Annotated in this window: 22 protein-coding genes; 17 read left to right on the forward strand and 5 right to left on the reverse strand. The window is 39.0% G+C overall.

The window, feature by feature from the left end; translation table 11 throughout:
* The first annotated feature begins 309 nt into the window (after positions 1-309).
* The 17 genes from G5B30_RS16430 to G5B30_RS16510 all read left to right on the forward strand — a co-directional run bounded on the left by G5B30_RS16430 (position 310) and on the right by G5B30_RS16510 (position 11271).
* On the forward strand, positions 310-801 hold the full coding sequence (locus tag G5B30_RS16430; protein WP_165321101.1) for a DNA-packaging protein: 492 nt from the start codon (positions 310-312) through the stop codon (positions 799-801).
* Positions 770-2005: a terminase large subunit gene (locus G5B30_RS16435; protein WP_165321102.1), complete on the forward strand. Its 1236-nt coding sequence runs from the start codon at positions 770-772 to the stop codon at positions 2003-2005. The genes G5B30_RS16430 and G5B30_RS16435 overlap by 32 nt, the downstream gene beginning before the upstream one ends.
* Positions 2006-2025: 20 nt before the next feature.
* The gene (locus G5B30_RS16440) at positions 2026-3435 is read left to right on the forward strand and encodes a phage portal protein (RefSeq protein ID WP_165321103.1); all 1410 of its coding nucleotides are present in this window, start codon (positions 2026-2028) and stop codon (positions 3433-3435) included.
* A 4-nt stretch (positions 3436-3439) separates the two neighbouring features.
* Positions 3440-3637, forward strand: a complete 198-nt coding sequence (locus G5B30_RS16445) for a hypothetical protein (protein WP_165321104.1) — start codon at positions 3440-3442, stop codon at positions 3635-3637.
* A 12-nt stretch (positions 3638-3649) separates the two neighbouring features.
* Entirely contained in the window at positions 3650-4195 is a 546-nt protein-coding gene (locus G5B30_RS16450) for a class I SAM-dependent methyltransferase (protein WP_165321105.1), read from the forward strand.
* On the forward strand, positions 4162-5376 hold the full coding sequence (locus G5B30_RS16455; RefSeq protein ID WP_165321106.1) for a glycosyltransferase domain-containing protein: 1215 nt from the start codon (positions 4162-4164) through the stop codon (positions 5374-5376). Before G5B30_RS16450 ends, G5B30_RS16455 begins: the two co-directional genes overlap by 34 nt.
* A gap of 140 nt (positions 5377-5516) precedes the next feature.
* Positions 5517-5684 (forward strand): hypothetical protein, encoded by a 168-nt coding sequence (locus G5B30_RS16460; RefSeq protein ID WP_165321107.1) that lies wholly within the window; start codon positions 5517-5519, stop codon positions 5682-5684.
* A gap of 292 nt (positions 5685-5976) precedes the next feature.
* Positions 5977-6132 (forward strand): hypothetical protein, encoded by a 156-nt coding sequence (locus tag G5B30_RS16465; RefSeq protein ID WP_165321108.1) that lies wholly within the window; start codon positions 5977-5979, stop codon positions 6130-6132.
* 4 nt (positions 6133-6136) lie between these two features.
* Entirely contained in the window at positions 6137-6976 is an 840-nt protein-coding gene (locus G5B30_RS16470) for a hypothetical protein (protein ID WP_165321109.1), read from the forward strand.
* A 1-nt stretch (position 6977) separates the two neighbouring features.
* The gene (locus G5B30_RS16475) at positions 6978-8234 is read left to right on the forward strand and encodes a phage major capsid protein (protein ID WP_165321110.1); all 1257 of its coding nucleotides are present in this window, start codon (positions 6978-6980) and stop codon (positions 8232-8234) included.
* Between the two features lie 39 nt (positions 8235-8273).
* Positions 8274-8738 (forward strand): head-tail connector protein, encoded by a 465-nt coding sequence (locus tag G5B30_RS16480; RefSeq protein WP_165321111.1) that lies wholly within the window; start codon positions 8274-8276, stop codon positions 8736-8738.
* Entirely contained in the window at positions 8738-9121 is a 384-nt protein-coding gene (locus G5B30_RS16485; RefSeq protein ID WP_165321112.1) for a phage head closure protein, read from the forward strand. Before G5B30_RS16480 ends, G5B30_RS16485 begins: the two co-directional genes overlap by 1 nt.
* Positions 9103-9540 carry an HK97 gp10 family phage protein gene (locus G5B30_RS16490; protein WP_165321113.1) on the forward strand — a complete coding sequence of 146 codons (438 nt, stop codon included), beginning with the start codon at positions 9103-9105 and terminating at the stop codon, positions 9538-9540. Before G5B30_RS16485 ends, G5B30_RS16490 begins: the two co-directional genes overlap by 19 nt.
* Positions 9537-9956, forward strand: a complete 420-nt coding sequence (locus G5B30_RS16495) for a hypothetical protein (RefSeq protein WP_165321114.1) — start codon at positions 9537-9539, stop codon at positions 9954-9956. Before G5B30_RS16490 ends, G5B30_RS16495 begins: the two co-directional genes overlap by 4 nt.
* A 152-nt stretch (positions 9957-10108) precedes the next feature.
* A complete protein-coding gene (locus G5B30_RS16500; protein ID WP_165321115.1) occupies positions 10109-10573 on the forward strand; it encodes a hypothetical protein in 465 nt (154 codons plus the stop codon).
* A gap of 3 nt (positions 10574-10576) precedes the next feature.
* Positions 10577-10948 (forward strand): hypothetical protein, encoded by a 372-nt coding sequence (locus tag G5B30_RS16505; protein ID WP_165321116.1) that lies wholly within the window; start codon positions 10577-10579, stop codon positions 10946-10948.
* Positions 10949-10995: 47 nt separating this feature from the next.
* Positions 10996-11271, forward strand: a complete 276-nt coding sequence (locus tag G5B30_RS16510) for a hypothetical protein (protein ID WP_165321117.1) — start codon at positions 10996-10998, stop codon at positions 11269-11271.
* 322 nt (positions 11272-11593) lie between these two features.
* Here G5B30_RS16510 and G5B30_RS16515 read toward each other — a convergent pair whose 3' ends face one another.
* From G5B30_RS16515 to G5B30_RS16535, 5 genes are all read right to left on the reverse strand, one after another.
* The gene (locus G5B30_RS16515; RefSeq protein WP_165321118.1) at positions 11594-11974 is read right to left on the reverse strand and encodes a hypothetical protein; all 381 of its coding nucleotides are present in this window, start codon (positions 11972-11974) and stop codon (positions 11594-11596) included.
* 473 nt (positions 11975-12447) lie between these two features.
* Entirely contained in the window at positions 12448-12948 is a 501-nt protein-coding gene (locus G5B30_RS16520) for a hypothetical protein (RefSeq protein WP_165321119.1), read from the reverse strand.
* 81 nt (positions 12949-13029) lie between these two features.
* Positions 13030-13668, reverse strand: a complete 639-nt coding sequence (locus tag G5B30_RS16525; protein ID WP_165321120.1) for an antA/AntB antirepressor family protein — start codon at positions 13666-13668, stop codon at positions 13030-13032.
* Positions 13669-13672: 4 nt separating this feature from the next.
* Positions 13673-13999 (reverse strand): hypothetical protein, encoded by a 327-nt coding sequence (locus G5B30_RS16530; protein WP_165321121.1) that lies wholly within the window; start codon positions 13997-13999, stop codon positions 13673-13675.
* Positions 14000-14137: 138 nt separating this feature from the next.
* The gene (locus G5B30_RS16535; RefSeq protein WP_165321122.1) at positions 14138-15478 is read right to left on the reverse strand and encodes a hypothetical protein; all 1341 of its coding nucleotides are present in this window, start codon (positions 15476-15478) and stop codon (positions 14138-14140) included.
* Positions 15479-15494: the final 16 nt, after the last annotated feature.

A 15494-nucleotide genomic window follows, 5' to 3' on the forward strand; every position in this document is an offset into this window, starting at 1 on the left:
ATCCGGCCATCCCGACAGAGTGTTAAATAATAGCCTTTCTTTCAATAAGTTAGGCTATTTTTGTTTTTTATGGCACGATGTCTGGCACGATTTGTTTATGTAAAAACTGGAAATAGTATTTGCAAACACTAAAATAGTTAGTATATTTATCTCATTCATATATTTAGGTTTATAATTGGTTAGGTTGAAATGCCCTGTACCGCCCGGTACGGGGCTTTTTTATGCAAAACTCAATTATTTAGCCTAAAATATTGTAACAAATTCCAAAACCTTTGTTATTGCTAAATTATTTAGTGATAATCGCTATCTATGGCGGCACCTATTGGGAATCAATTCTGGAAATTAAGAAGTAAACACGGGCGTGACAAGTTATTCGAGACACCCGAATTGCTTTGGGATGCTGCATGTGAATACTTCCAATGGTGCGATGATAATCCATTGATAGAGATAGTCATTGAGAAAGTAAAAGTAAACGGATTTGGCGACAAGATAACCAAGCAGGATTTGCCAAAGATGAGGCCTTATACACTTCACGGACTTTGTCTTTATCTTGATTGCAGTACTGAATACTTCCGACATTTCAAGCAAAACAATAAAGATCATAAAGATTTTATGCCAATCCTTACACGTATAGAGGAAACTATCTATAATCAGAAGTTTTCAGGAGCTGCAGCTGGGTTCTTAAATCCAAACATAATAGCCCGTGATCTGGGGCTTGTAGACAAGAAGGAAAACAAAGTTTCTGTAGAACAACCATTATTTGGAGACGATGAGGGGGGTAATAGTCAAGAAGGAGCATAACGGCTTTATATACACAAAAGCGATAAAGAAGCTGCGAGGGCTTCGAAAACGAGTTAAGGTCATACCCGGAGGAACATCTGGAGGAAAGACATACGGGATATTACCTATTCTCATAGATAAGGCTGCCAGAACGCCTATGTTGGAGATTTCGGTAGTCAGTGAGAGTGTGCCACACCTCCGCAAGGGAGCGTTAAAAGATTTCCTGAAAATAATGAAAGCAACGGGTAGGTATATCGATGCGAATTGGAACCGAACCCTTTTAACATATACTTTTTCCAATGGGACATACATTGAGTTCTTTAGTGCGGACCAGGAGGACAAAGTAAGGGGCCCACGGCGTCACGTTCTTTATATTAATGAGTGCAATAATATCAATTTTGAGACATACCATCAGTTAGCTATACGTACATCTGTTGATATCTGGCTCGACTTTAATCCAAGTAATGAATTTTGGGTGTACACAGAGCTACAGGATGATGATGATGTAGAGTGGTTAACCTTGACTTACAAGGATAATGAAGGTCTGCCGGAAAGCATTGTGAAAGAAATAGAGAAAGCCATGTATAAGGCTTTCTATGATCCGTTTCTTCCAGATCCTTTTATCGAAAGTAATATCAAGAACAAGTATTGGTCGAATTGGTGGAAGGTTTATGGTCTCGGATTGTTGGGGAGTTTAGAGGGTGTTATATTCTCTAACTGGTCAATAATCAAGTCAGTACCAGCAGAGGCAAGACTAATAGGACGAGGTCTTGACTTTGGATATAGCAACGATCCTACAGCTATAACCGAAATATACGAATGGAATGGCAAGAGAATATTAAATGAGATTTGCTATTCAACAGGGATGCTCAATAACGCAGTGGCTGACGTGTTAAAGAATACGGGCGTTATGACTTATGCCGATAGTGCTGATCCAAAGAGTATAGATGAGCTTAAAGATGTCTACAAGTGCAGCATCAAAGGGGCGGCAAAAGGACCTGATAGCATCGTATACGGAATTCAGATAATGCAGAAGCAAGAATACTTAGTAACTCAATCAAGTACGAATTTGATTAAAGAATTAAGAAGTTATTGTTGGGATGTTGATAAAACAGGTAAGAAGCTGAACAAACCAATTGATGCGTTCAATCACCTGATAGACGGGATAAGGTATCACGAAATGGAAACGATAGGAAAAGCGGAAAGAGTTTTTGATTGGAATTAAAAGTTAAAGAAATGGGTATAATGAAAAATATAAAAAGGAAAGCAGCGGTAAGCATGTTTCCCGACGTAATTAACCAGGAGATAGCTGTTAGGATGGCCAACCTTTTTAATGCCAATGTATTCCAATGGATCGGAGAAGGGCAACCGATAGTGAACCCCGATAACTTCGATTACATCAAAAAAGGATACATGACGGTAGATGCTGTATACGAGTGCGTAGATCTGATAATGAAAAAGGTCGTAGCATCGCCTCCTATTCTTTACAAGGTTGTCAACGAGACCAAATTAAAGCAGTACGACAATCTAAAGATGTCAGACGACCCATATAATCGGGCAAAGGCAGCGGTATTGAAAGCGGAAGCATTGGAGGAGGTTACGGACAGCAAGATTGCCAAACTATTCGAGGAGCCTAACAATAGGCAGACATGGGATGAATTTATATCCATGATTGTCGTTTTTTATCTCGTATCGGGAAATGCGTTCGTATATGGCAATGCGTCAGATAAACGCAGCAAAAAATGGTCAGAGATATGGGCGTTACCTTTTGCGCCCACGCAGATGACTATTATATCAGGAGGTATGATGGAGCCGATTAAGAAGTATTCAGCATCATATAACGAAGGTAAATCGGAGTTGAATTTCGAAGCATGGGAGATCGAGCATATCAAGACGGTAAATCCTCTTTGGGAGGCCGGAGGAGGACAGTTGTTTGGGATGTCGCCGCTCCACACTAAGGCGGCTAAACTTAAACGAAATGAAATCCAAGACGACTCTATAAACAAGATGCTCAATAGTGGCGGTGCGTATGGAATCATAACACCTAAGAACAAAGAAGATGAATGGTCGCCTGACCAACGAGAAGCATTTAAAGGCAGCCTGAGAGACGCAAAGAATAGTCGAGATGAGGTAGGACGTATATTAGCTGTATCGTTGCCGATTGATTGGTTGCAGATAGGTCTACCATTAGGCGACATGATGTTAGAGCAAATAGACAAAATGGATAGGGAGAGCGTGTACCGTGGTTACCATATTCCTTTAGTGTACGCCTCGAACGACACAAGTACTTTCAACAACATGAAAGAGGGTGGCCGAAAGCTGATATACGACGCTGTTGCTCCTGTATGCGACGCTATAGCGAAAGCACTTACCAACTTTATATGCAAGCCTTACAAGGAAGCAAGCAGAAGCGAGAAGTATATAATCAAATTGGATTATATGAGTCTTCCAGAGCTGTCACAGGATATCAAGGAGACAGCTGAAGCTTTGGATAAAATGGATTACTTGACAGACAACGAAAAACGCGAAGTATTGGGATGGGGCAAAATTGACGAGCCGGCATATAATGTTTCCTACAAAAACAAAAATAAAGCTTCTATTCATCAGATATTCGAGGGATCAACAATAACTGACAGGCCAAACGAAAGCAAATAGCCCCATGATGAAAATATATAAGCACACAGGCTCAGGTATATATGTTGGTAGTTGCATTATTGTTGCTGCTGATAACGATAATGAAGCGGCAGAAATGATACGTAAGGAGTTGGATAGTTGGGGGCTTCGTAATGAAAAGTTAAACGTTTATGAATTAGAAATAAAAAAAGGTGTTGTACACGTTGATAACGGAGATTATTAATAATGAAATAAAATGACAAAAGAGCAATTTATCAATGACCTGATCCAAGAGAAAGGATACAGGAGTTATCTGGAGATCGGATACGGCTCCGGGGACTGCTTCGGACAGATACAGTGCGAATACAAACATGCGGTAGATCCAGATATTCAGGATGGACACGAGTATCTGCACAAGTGTAATTCTGATGAGTTTTTTGCGTCCGCCAAAGATCAAGAGTTTGATGTTATATTTATTGACGGGTTGCACCATGCTGATCAAGTCCGTAAAGACATCAATAACGCGTCTAAGCACCTAAGCGCTGACGGCGTGATTTTATTGCACGATATCCATCCCGAAACGGAAGAAATGCAGATCGTGCCACGTCAGCAAAAAGAGTGGACGGGCGATGTGTGGAGGGCTTGGGACGGTTTCAAAAAGAAATACCCCGACGCTCAAACGCAGGAGGTTCCAGTCCGGTACGGGTTGGGATTAATATTCCCCAACGGTAAAAAGTTTAAGGCACACTTTGAAGACATGGAAACAACATGGCAAGAAAGATTGCACTCTATACAGTCATAACTAATTCGTACGATACGCTAAATCCTATTCCCCGTGGTGCAGCTGCGGAAATAGACTGCTTTGTCGTGACGGATGACCCTTCCAACATAGCCGAAGGTTGGAAGCAGATACTTATTGATAGAGCGGATGATCCACATAGGCAACAAAGGGCATTGAAGATTGATTTTACCCTAATACCGGAGCTAAACGGATACGATACGATAATATACATCGATGCGAACATGTCCCTACGAAAGCCGTTGCAGGGATTATTGAGGTATTATAGAGGTGGATTGCTAACAATTAAACACCCAAATCGGAATTGCGTATATGAGGAAGGGTGGGCATGTATCGATCTTAAGAAAGCCAAAAAGGAAGATGTTCTTTCTCAGCTATCATCATATCAGATTCGAGGCATTCGACCCGGAACGGGGATGTATCAAACAGGATTGATGATACGTGACAGAAGTGATGTCGTTATAGGTTTCTGCAAAGAATGGTTGTCGGAGCTGAATAAACATACCCATAGGGATCAGCTTTCAATTATAGCGGCGAGAGACAAGGCTAAAATAACCATTGCCACGATCAACATGGGGATATTCAACACACACATCAGCATAGGAAAGCATAAAAGCAAGACTCGTCCGATAATTCATTACCTTACACCTTATTCGACAGAAAAGAATATAGGAAAAGCCTATAATGATGCGATACGGCAACTCAACGCCAAGGATGAGGATTGGGTAGTGATCCGTGATGGAGATACGTTATTCCCAACTCCCAATTGGGGATTACAGATATCAGATGCTATTATGGCATATGGCGAAAATTATGGACTTATAGGAGCCGTAACCAACCGGATAGGCGATGCTCATCAGCGAGTACCAGACATGTTCGAGGTTTGGGATTTCCGTGAACACGTGAAGAAAGCCATGGAACTGGAAGGGTCGGAGTGGGGTAATGTGAGAGAAATACAACAAGGCGTGGCAGGCTTCTTAATGGCCTTTCAAGTAAAGACATGGAAAGTGGTTAAGTTTATCGAAACTAACGACACCGGTCAGTCCAAGATATTCGACACTATATTCAACAAGGGTATACGGGCGGCTAAATTAAAGATAGGTTTGATGACCGGATTATATGTATTACACTTGTATCGCCCGCTTTCCGACAATCCAAGATCCGACATAAAACATTTGATATGATGGAAAACATTATAATATTTATTTTGATATTCATAGGTGGCGTTATTTTCAGCCGTATAATACACGGCGTTAGATCAGCAATAAAGAAAGCTGAAGAAGCCGAGCGAAGAGCTGCAGAACTTGAAATAATACGACAAAAGATGGAAAGATCTTTTCGGAACCAGTCAGATTACACGATACAGGCTGCAAGATCATTTGTTTCAGGAGATATCGCAACAGCCATAACTGCGTCCGATCTTGCTGATGAAGAAAGCCGGAAGTTCAACGAACTTGCCGAACATTTCAATAAAATATATCATAGCAAATAATGACATTTAACCCAATAGATATGAAAGAACTGGAACAAACCCTCGATGAGATTACATCGGAAAAGAAGTGGTATGCGATTTCAACCAATGAAAGCAAGTGTTCATGGCTTCGAATGACGGCATCACGCATCAGGAAAGGAACTGCCGGGCAAAGATCAATGCAACGATTTTTTGCCACATTTGGATATAATGTAACTATAGAGCGAAGGATAGCCATATACAGATAGTTTTGTATCAATTAGTGTTGCTAAGATATTTAGCACGAACAATCTTTTTGCCTTAATTTTATATCATGAACGATCCCAAAGGCAAAATAGATCTAACGGACAGAGAGAATGCCGAAAAGAAACTTGCTGCACTGAAAGAAAAGACTACCAACGAAAACCTGCGGAAGTCAATCGAGGAAAAGCAGAAGTATATTAATAAGCCTTTGAGTAAAAAATTCTAAGGATATGGGTTTCTTCTGCAAAGAGCTAAAAAAAGAGTTTACCGAAAAGCGTGACATGTTCAAAGCTCTCAAAGAGCATAAGGACGATATTATAGCTTTGAAAAAAGCTGCTATTAAGTTTACCGATCCGATCGGATACGCTATCCGTGAAGCCATATCATCTAAAGAAGAAGCAGAAGATAAGGTGCCGGTAATTGGCGACTTCGTTTATCCGGTCATAAATACGACAAATTATCTTGACAGTCATTCCGATGTACATATTGACGGTATCTGGGACGTTTCACTTAAAGACCAGAAAGGAAAGATCTATTATATCATCAACCACGACCTCGAACTTGGCAAAGTTATCGCATTCCCGGGTAATGTAGAAGCGTATGTAAAGACTTTGGAATGGTCTGAACTTGGACAAAATTATGTAGGCAAGACGCAGGCTCTGATATTTAAAGTTAAGCTTACCGACTCTTCGAATAAAGACGCGCTAAATGCTATAATCAATAAAGAGCCTCTTGAAAACAGCGTAAGGATGCGATACATATCCATGACTTTATGTATCGATGACAGCAGTGACGAATATCGTCAGGAATACGAGAATTTTTACAAATACCTGTCAGTAATAGCCAACAAGGAAAAGGCTATGGAGCAGGGGTATTTCTGGGCTATCACAGAAGCAGCTATACATAAAGAAGGATCAGCAGTACTGTTCGGATCGAACGACGCTACACCAATACTTTATTCTGACCCGTCGGGCGACAGTCAGGAAAATAAAAACGACCCGCCATCGAGCAGTCACCATCCCAGAGCAAAGGACAATGTTCGGGCAAGTTTAAAATTTAATCTTATTTAAAATGGAATTTAAGTATTTAAGCGCCAAAGAATTTGAAGATCTGACGGAATATCAGCAAGAGAAGTATTTGGACGAAAAAAGAAAGCATGAAGCCAAAGTTGCTAAAGACGAAGCTGAAAAGGCGGGTCGTGAAGCTGCACAAAAGCTGATCGATGAAAATAAGGAGGCGGCTGAAGTTGCTCAACAAGAAGCGATCGAAAAAGCGATTACTGTCGTAAAAGATGAATATGACAAGAAGATCGAGAAAGCCATGTGTGATATGAACCGGGCAAAGGAGTTCAGAGATAAGGATCGTCGAAAAACCTTATCCCAACAAATAGAGGAAGCTCTATCTACGGAAGAAGGAGAAAAATCTCTTCGAGAGGTGACGAAAAATAAGTCTGGAAACTTGGTAGAAATTAAAGCACCGGGAACAATGACTGTTCCGGTAGGATCAACCCGTGACGAATGGGCAGAAAACCAAGCTATGCCACATGAGGCCGTTCACGCCAGAAATATTATTCCGATATCTCCGACTGATGCAACAGCAATTAAGTACAATCAGTTCACGATAGGACCTGACGGCAACCTGATCGATACAACTGGCGCTGGAGATGAAAAGCCTCAATTTGAGTACATTGTAACTCCAAAAACGGCTCCTGTTGTAAAAATTGCAGGTCACGTCCATTTAGATGACGAATGGTTCGACGATATTCCCGGATCACGGTCATTCCTTGCGGCGGAACTCCCACAGGCGTATATGGACGCAGAGGATGCTAAGATTTTCAAGGGCGCCGGAGGTTCTGATGACATCGAAGGGTTGTACACCATTGCAACAGCATTAATTTTGCCTAAAGGCTCTGTTACAGCAGGGTCCAACAATTGGGATAAACTCGCTGCGACCGTTACCCAAGTGCGTGAGAACAGACGCAGGTCAACTGCTATCTGGACATCTCCGATTGATTTGCTTGAGCTGTACATCAATAAAGATGACCAGAACGCATATACATATCCAATTGTTATGGATGCTAATGGTATTTTGCGTGTTGGAGGTGTGCCTATCTACGATCACACGATTTTCGAAGAGGGCGAATGGCTTGCAGGTGACTTCCTACGTGGCACACGGATATTCCAGAAGAAAGCGATCGAAGTCCGGTACTCCCGTGAACACGGAACCAACTTCACCCATAACCAGACGACGGTTTTGGTGGAGGCGAGGATTGCGCTTCCTGTGTTTTATCCTGATGGATTTATCAAAGATCCTAATCAGACAACTTAATTAACAAGGGCGGTGAAATATCCGCCCTAAATAATCAACATGGATGCATTACACGTCATATCACTTCAAGAAGCAAAAGATAATCTAAGGGTAGACTTTCCGGATGATGATAATATTATTGCCCGGTTGATAAAGACGTCCGTAGATTGGGTAGAGAGATATACATGCCATACTTTATATTGTAGAGAGAAAAAAATTGTAAGTGATGGGTGTACAATTGAAGTATATGATTATCCTGTAACCGTGTTGAGTGTAGTAAAGGATGGAAGTCCTGTTAATTATACTACGCAAACTCGTTCTGATAAATTATTGATCTATGCACCTAAGGGAGCTTTGGTTACACTGAAAGTAGGGTATGATGATGTGCGTAAAGTTCCGGGAGTTCTTATAGAAGCCTGTCATAAACTGATTACATACCTGTATGAAAATAGGGATGCTTATAGCATGGGTATACCTGTAGACATTCAAGGGCTTATAAACCAGTACCGGAGGGGGCTGTTCTGATGGCAAAGAAACCATATGAAAACAAACATTTCCTCGATCCCGGAAGATTAAGGCATAATATAGCATTCTATCGCCTTACTTCGACAGATGACGGTTATGGAGGTTCTGATGTATCTGAAACACTTTTATGCGAAACGAAGGCGAGTAAACAAAGGATATCGACATCGCAGTCTTTGGGAGAAAGTCAACAGATGGTAACCGATGCAGGCGCAACGGCATTCAACCAGGACATGTACTTTGTAATCCGGCACAGAAAAGGTTTCTTTCCGAAAAAAAATGACAAGGTAATCGTCGATGGGTCGGAAGAATATACAATCAATGGTATTATTCCTTTGGATGATCCTTTGAGTTATATACGGTTGTTATGTGTGCGAAAGGTATAAATGATTTTCAGCGGAAAATGTCCAGACTCGGAAAGGATATTGAAAAGGTAATATCCGATACAGTCATGGAATTTATGCGGAAAATATTAGCAGAAGCCATGGCTTCTTTACCTGCTGAGTCATCACACCTGAAAAGCTCATTCAAGATTGAGAAAGAGAAAACAGGAGATGTATACCGGGTATCAATATTCAGCGATGAAGAATTGGCAGCATACGTCGAGTTTGGTACCGGTATATGGGCAAGAGCATATTTAAGTGGGCAGCCTAAAGAAGTTGTGGACGAAGCTATCAAATTCTATATCAATGGTAAGGGAACTACGTTCGCAAGACCGTATCTGTTTCCTGCATATTATAGATATCTGCCTTTTATGGAGAGAGAACTGGATGCGAGGGTACAACTATTATTTGACAGGTTATGATAAACCCAAACAAGTACATACGTGATGCATGGATATCGGCATTTAAAACGGCCACGGGGCTTAGAGTATGGGGTAAATTGGTCCCAAAAGATGTAAACCCTATTCCGAATAGATACATCCTGATATCAAGCCAGTCAAAGAACCGTTTTGCGGTGGCTAAGGATTGTTACGAGTGGCTATGTACAATCAATGTGGAGATAATCAATATTACGCCACAGGGGTTTGTGAAGACCGTTACTGTCGATGATATCGAAGAGACAATACTCAATACCGTAGAGATCGGTATAACTGTCCCTGGATTTACGGTAAAGCTCGTGAGGTTGGCTGGGCCTCCTGTCGATATGGACATAGATACGGAGACGGAAATGATTGAGCGCAGGATAATTAGTTATGAATTGTGGTTTAATAAGGCGTGATATGAGAGCATTTGTAAAGAAGGAGTTCATAGATAAGGAAAACGGACGGTACCACAGGCGCAAGGATGTGATAACCATATCCAAAAGAAGATATGAGGAACTAAAGGATATTTTTTTAACAGAAGTAAAATCAACTACAAAATTAAAAGGACATGGCAATACAAAAACTAAACGGTAACGATTATATTATTTTCATCGATACCACAACGCCAATCACGGAATCCACTGGCGCGGCATATAGGCCGGTAGCCTGCATGACATCTTCAGGGCTTTCCGGATCTACCAATGTGATCGAGGTGAGCGACAAATGTAATGACGGATTTGCGGATGCTATTCCGGGAAACAAGACCAATACCATCACTGGTTCCGGTAATGCAATTGACGAAACTTTGGAGCCGTCTATGGACAGCTTCGAAGAGCTTTTATCGTTGTATCAGGACGGTACAGAATTCTGGATGAAAATAGCCAATAAGACAGGGAACACAGCTACTCCGGTGATCCGTGAAGCTGTAGGGTTTTTAACAGACTATTCGGAGACAGCGGATACAGATACTCCGTATACGTTTGACTTCACATTCAGGGCAAAAGGTCGTTTCAATACAGCTGTTACCACGTAATATATGGCAACAAACGGTATATGCTCAATTAAGGTAAAGGGGGTGGAATATCCCCTTTACTTTGGTATGCTTGCGATCGAAGAGGTCGGAAACAGAATGGGAAATAACCCATCATCGAATATGGTCAAGATAACGACTGATATCGTTTATGCGGGCATGTGTAACTGGGCATTTAGAAAAGACCTTGTATATCCAACGTATGAAAGCGTGTCGGATATCATAGAGGACTTATTTGATGAAGAGGACGCCAGCGAACAGTACATTAATATAGACAAGTGTTTTCGGGAAAGCAAATACGGATCAAAGCTCATAAATGCTGTCGAGGACGTCAAAAAAAAAGTGATGAAGGATCTAAAGAAACCGGAGACAACGTAAGCGAAAGTAAATATTTCGAAGATCTTAAAAGGTATTGCCTCGGATTTATGGGCATGGATATAGGAGTGTACTATAATATGTTGTATCCTGATCTTTTGCTTAAAATAGAAGGCTATCAGTCCAGGAGGAAGCATGAGGAATACATGTGGAGAAAGATCGGCTTTTCTGCACTCACAAGCGGAGGTTTGGCTCCAAAAGGTCTAACGGAAGAAAAATACTGGCCTATTGACAAAGATAAAACATCAGGGGTTCCTGAGTTTGATAATAAAAAAGAGGCTTTTAAGGAACTGCTAAAACAGGTACAAAACAAACAAATCCCCTAAGTAATATTAGGGGATAATAAAAATGCTTTTTTTGTTAAAAGGAGTTTAAGACAAATTATTAAATCTTACACTTCGGGAATTATATTTAACAATTATCTTTGACCCATGCATAGAATTCATTGATAGAAATATTCATGGATTTTAGATTAGTCTTAATATGAAACGGTGGTATGTCCTTATCTTTGCCTCGGTGTATAATTGATCTGAAGCATCCTGGGCACTTCCATTTGTCATGAGATGCTTCAGTAGACTTATATTTGCACCCTTTGCTTTCGAGAAATTTCTCCCAACACTTAACCCTTACAGGTCTATTATCCCCCATTTAACAAGCTATTTGGACGTTCTCTTCTCTAATTGGGGTGTTTTCCGGTAGTTCAAATTCTCTAAGAATGCCTTCTTTGTCAATATAAGCTGATTTGCTAAGGTCTTTCTCAAAAAACGGACTTTTTGTCCAGCCCAATTTTTTAAGCTCGGATATCACATATCCTTTGTTTTTGTTTTTAAGGACATTTACGCAGAAATCCTTAACAACCACCTCCTCCATCATTTGTTTTGCTTCTTCGAAGGTATTCCCGTAGGATGATAAGTTCAATGATGGGATGTATAATATATGGAAATCTCCATCCATAAACGAAACGGCCGTCACATTACCTTTTATTCTGTCATTGCCGATTTTAAGAAAATCTCTATCCTTGGTTGACATAATATTTAACAATATTAGTTATAATACGAGCAGCAAGGTACACAGGAAAGAAACACATGTCAAGAAAAAAAGTAAAATAGCACGAGCTAAAAACATTAGCAATGGAACAAGATCAACTAAAGCGGTAAAACTAAAAACAAACGCAAAATAATACGCTACAGAACAACAACGGCAACACCGGTAATAGGAACGACGTTGAACAAAGTTAAACGAACAGAGGAGAGGAAAATAGCATTAACAAGAAAGGATGAAATTATGTAATGTTATGAAAAAGTTACAATTCTGTAACAGTTTATCCTCACTTTTTGTATCACACAATAATAACATTACAAAAAAAAGGCCCGATTAATTAGTCGGACCTTTTTTTTAGGTACTCCTTCTCGGCTTCTTTTGCTTTGTATTCATCACTCTACATGAGGTAAATATTATAGCTGATACAGCAAGGATTAGTGTGTTTTTTAATTTATAACGGTTTAATAGTTTCTTCTTAAATATCTTGCCATCAATATATTGAACCTATCTTGGACATCAGATGAATCTAAATCAAAGTCTATAATCTCATCAAACATTCTTTCGCATGATGAAAATATTGTTGGCTCTGTCTTTTTCATCCAATCAATCGAAAGAGATCGATCAACACCCATATATTCTTCGTTTTTTAAAGTCCAATAGGAATAATAAGTAAATAACAGTTCAAACGGTTTTATTTTAAAATTTTCACTGTTGATAGTCTGTATGGGGCAAATAGAATAAAGATGTACCTGAATATCATATACCTTAAAAAACAAAGATTTATTAATAATCTTAAGAAGATATTTGTTGCTTTTTGTGTCGTATGCAATAATTGTACATATGCCTATAGAGGGCTTTAGTCTACTCAAAACAAAAAGAAAAATAGTAGATGAAACTATTCCAGATATCACGCTTAGCAATATTGGATAATCTCTTAAGTAATTTTCAAGTATAGCTATCATTGGTTTGAAGTATATTCCGCAAATATAAATATAAATATAGAAATAAAATTAATCCCCGACATAACGCCGGGGATTGTTGTTTTACACTATATCGGTACTATCAAATACCTCTTTCAGTATATGGGTAGGGTACATTCGGACTGTACCGAAACGGGGGTCGGGTATTTTGTCAGTGGGTATTCCCCTGGCTTTGCAGATAGACGCTGCCTTTCTCCCTATTATACTCGCAATCTTGATATTTACGTGTATGCCGTGGAGCGATCCGTAACCTGCAACGGTAAAGTAATCCGGCTTGGTAGTGGTTTTGGCTTTCAGCATCTTTACTTCTTCCTGTACGTCAGCTAATCCCTTTTGCTGTTCCTCGAGTCCCTGTATGGTCATCTTTAGGATATCAAGGGTGGACATGGGCTTTACAACTGCTTTGGCTCTCTTCTCTACCTCTATGAAGTACTGGCGTGCCTGCTTGCCCTTTTCAGTACGCTGTAGCATAGATATCTCTTTTGCGGTGTCTAAGGTAAGGGCATAGTCTTGAAGTTCTTGATTTGCAAGGGTGTTAAAAACTTTACACCCTACATAATCGGTATTTTCAACAAAACCATACTTAAACATTCTGTTGCACCATGTGCTAAACCTTTCTTTAGCTTCCAAGAAACCGTGAAGCTCCCTCGCCGACACTACGGACTGTCCGTCTTGTTCGACTATCTGTATCAACTGCTCCATGATCTTATCTGTTTTGATACTGTGTGTGCAAAAAGTAAACAACCGTGTCAATGTTAACAAAAAGATCGTAAGGAACTTGCTTACGGATAAGATCTGCCATTCTGGAAATGTTACATAGGTTAGAGATCAATGGATGATCAGGATGTTCTTTGTCCAAGGCATCCATTATATTTCCTAATTGGTCATCTAACAATTCGAATAGTAGATCAATAGTAGAAAAATGACTTTCGTCATAGTCATTTAGAAAGAGTAAAGATTGCTTTACATCTTCTACATGGTCGACATCGGTTAAGCCGAAGCCGTTGGTTGGGGTGTTTACCTGTGTTGACATAATTGAAAAAAGTTTAAAATAGCCCAGGTCACCGTCAACACAGACGTGAAACGTTGAGTTACCGGACTTTCACCGGAATGCCTGGGATATTGTTAGTAAATTTTATCAGTGGACTTGCTCCACATCTATGTTGACATTTCAAATGTGGGGAATATTTTTGATAATGCAAAATTTAATTTCATTTAGTTTAGTCATTAAGTCATCGTAATAGGCTATTGTGTATAGGGTACAATTATTTTTAAGACATAGTTTAAGTTTTAAATCATCCAGTTTTTTAGTGTTTTCAAAACCCATATTTCCTCCAAAAAAATCGATTGGCTCATAATGTTGTTTTCCATTATATTCTATGGCAATATTGAGTTCTTTTATATACACATCAAATCTTTGCCTGCCTAACCAATCGGGCGAATAGTTTCTTAGTACATTGTATGAATTGAAATTATCTATAAAAAAATTGTATACTATTTTTTCTTTATAGAAAGATCCTACAACATCAAAACCTTTATTTAATCTCATAGAGTTTTCAAGCTTTCTTATATTATTTTTTAATCTCTTATAATACTGTTTTAATAATTGTTCATTTATGTTTACGGAGTTTAAATTGTTTATCAATCTATCCGAATCAAAATGGTAATTTTTATAATATCTTCTATAAATATCTACTTGAAAAACATCAGATAGAAGTTCATCATATATATTTTCTAAAAATAACTCATTGTGTAAAAATGATATTTCATAGAAATTAAATATATCTTGTTGAGACCATTCATCGACAAATTGCAAGAAATATTCTGAATTGATTATTTCTTTTGTGCTTTTAACGAATTTGGGCCTTTGTCTTAGAAATTCTAAAAACTCAAAAGTTCCATTCTTTATACCTCCAAAATTTAGAGAATTAACGATGTCATACTTAGTTATATTTTCTCTTAATAATAAAGCTGATATTGATAATTCAAAAGGTGTCATCAAAACATTCTTTCTGATTATGTTATATTTTTGATTAAAATCAAAATCATTTGTGTCTATTAAAAGTCTTGCATTAGATGTAGAGAACCATTCATTACGACAAAATGACCTTATATATTTATCAATATATAATTGCCTAAGATTTTTATTTATTTTCTCATAAAAAGGATCATTGTACATCATATAAATACATGATGAATTTCTTATGTCATTTTGAACAGTTATTTTTTCTCCGGTAGGCAAGATATAGATCGGCACCCAATCTACTCCCAAATGACTATTAATAACACCTCCACAAGGATAGCAAGACTTTTCGCCAACTAAATATATTAACCCGTCGTGTTCCTGTAAATTAAAGCAAGAACTTATATTATCATCAAAAATTATTTCCCTGTCTTTTATGTTTGCTGTAAGCTTCGCACTTCCATTCTTAGAAAATTCATGCCTATGTAGGCTTGCTATATCTATTCCAAAATGATTTTGATAGCATAAGTTTATAATATTGCTATCCATATGTAGTTAAAATAAT

The organism is Sphingobacterium sp. SGG-5 (assembly GCF_011043525.1).
In the GTDB taxonomy this organism is placed as follows: domain Bacteria; phylum Bacteroidota; class Bacteroidia; order Sphingobacteriales; family Sphingobacteriaceae; genus Sphingobacterium.

Excerpts from the sequence above, each read along its gene's own strand:
- G5B30_RS16430 (WP_165321101.1), top strand. The coding sequence starts at position 310 with ATGGCGGCACCTATTGGGAATCAATTCTGGAAATTAAGAAGTAAACAC.
- G5B30_RS16435 (WP_165321102.1), top strand. The coding sequence starts at position 770 with ATGAGGGGGGTAATAGTCAAGAAGGAGCATAACGGCTTTATATACACA.
- G5B30_RS16440 (WP_165321103.1), top strand. The coding sequence starts at position 2,026 with ATGAAAAATATAAAAAGGAAAGCAGCGGTAAGCATGTTTCCCGACGTA.
- G5B30_RS16445 (WP_165321104.1), top strand. The coding sequence starts at position 3,440 with ATGATGAAAATATATAAGCACACAGGCTCAGGTATATATGTTGGTAGT.
- G5B30_RS16450 (WP_165321105.1), top strand. The coding sequence starts at position 3,650 with ATGACAAAAGAGCAATTTATCAATGACCTGATCCAAGAGAAAGGATAC.
- G5B30_RS16455 (WP_165321106.1), top strand. The coding sequence starts at position 4,162 with ATGGCAAGAAAGATTGCACTCTATACAGTCATAACTAATTCGTACGAT.
- G5B30_RS16460 (WP_165321107.1), top strand. The coding sequence starts at position 5,517 with ATGGAAAGATCTTTTCGGAACCAGTCAGATTACACGATACAGGCTGCA.
- G5B30_RS16465 (WP_165321108.1), top strand. The coding sequence starts at position 5,977 with ATGAACGATCCCAAAGGCAAAATAGATCTAACGGACAGAGAGAATGCC.
- G5B30_RS16470 (WP_165321109.1), top strand. The coding sequence starts at position 6,137 with ATGGGTTTCTTCTGCAAAGAGCTAAAAAAAGAGTTTACCGAAAAGCGT.
- G5B30_RS16475 (WP_165321110.1), top strand. The coding sequence starts at position 6,978 with ATGGAATTTAAGTATTTAAGCGCCAAAGAATTTGAAGATCTGACGGAA.
- G5B30_RS16480 (WP_165321111.1), top strand. The coding sequence starts at position 8,274 with ATGGATGCATTACACGTCATATCACTTCAAGAAGCAAAAGATAATCTA.
- G5B30_RS16485 (WP_165321112.1), top strand. The coding sequence starts at position 8,738 with ATGGCAAAGAAACCATATGAAAACAAACATTTCCTCGATCCCGGAAGA.
- G5B30_RS16490 (WP_165321113.1), top strand. The coding sequence starts at position 9,103 with ATGTGTGCGAAAGGTATAAATGATTTTCAGCGGAAAATGTCCAGACTC.
- G5B30_RS16495 (WP_165321114.1), top strand. The coding sequence starts at position 9,537 with ATGATAAACCCAAACAAGTACATACGTGATGCATGGATATCGGCATTT.
- G5B30_RS16500 (WP_165321115.1), top strand. The coding sequence starts at position 10,109 with ATGGCAATACAAAAACTAAACGGTAACGATTATATTATTTTCATCGAT.
- G5B30_RS16505 (WP_165321116.1), top strand. The coding sequence starts at position 10,577 with ATGGCAACAAACGGTATATGCTCAATTAAGGTAAAGGGGGTGGAATAT.
- G5B30_RS16510 (WP_165321117.1), top strand. The coding sequence starts at position 10,996 with ATGGGCATGGATATAGGAGTGTACTATAATATGTTGTATCCTGATCTT.
- G5B30_RS16515 (WP_165321118.1), bottom strand. The coding sequence starts at position 11,974 with ATGTCAACCAAGGATAGAGATTTTCTTAAAATCGGCAATGACAGAATA.
- G5B30_RS16520 (WP_165321119.1), bottom strand. The coding sequence starts at position 12,948 with ATGATAGCTATACTTGAAAATTACTTAAGAGATTATCCAATATTGCTA.
- G5B30_RS16525 (WP_165321120.1), bottom strand. The coding sequence starts at position 13,668 with ATGGAGCAGTTGATACAGATAGTCGAACAAGACGGACAGTCCGTAGTG.
- G5B30_RS16530 (WP_165321121.1), bottom strand. The coding sequence starts at position 13,999 with ATGTCAACACAGGTAAACACCCCAACCAACGGCTTCGGCTTAACCGAT.
- G5B30_RS16535 (WP_165321122.1), bottom strand. The coding sequence starts at position 15,478 with ATGGATAGCAATATTATAAACTTATGCTATCAAAATCATTTTGGAATA.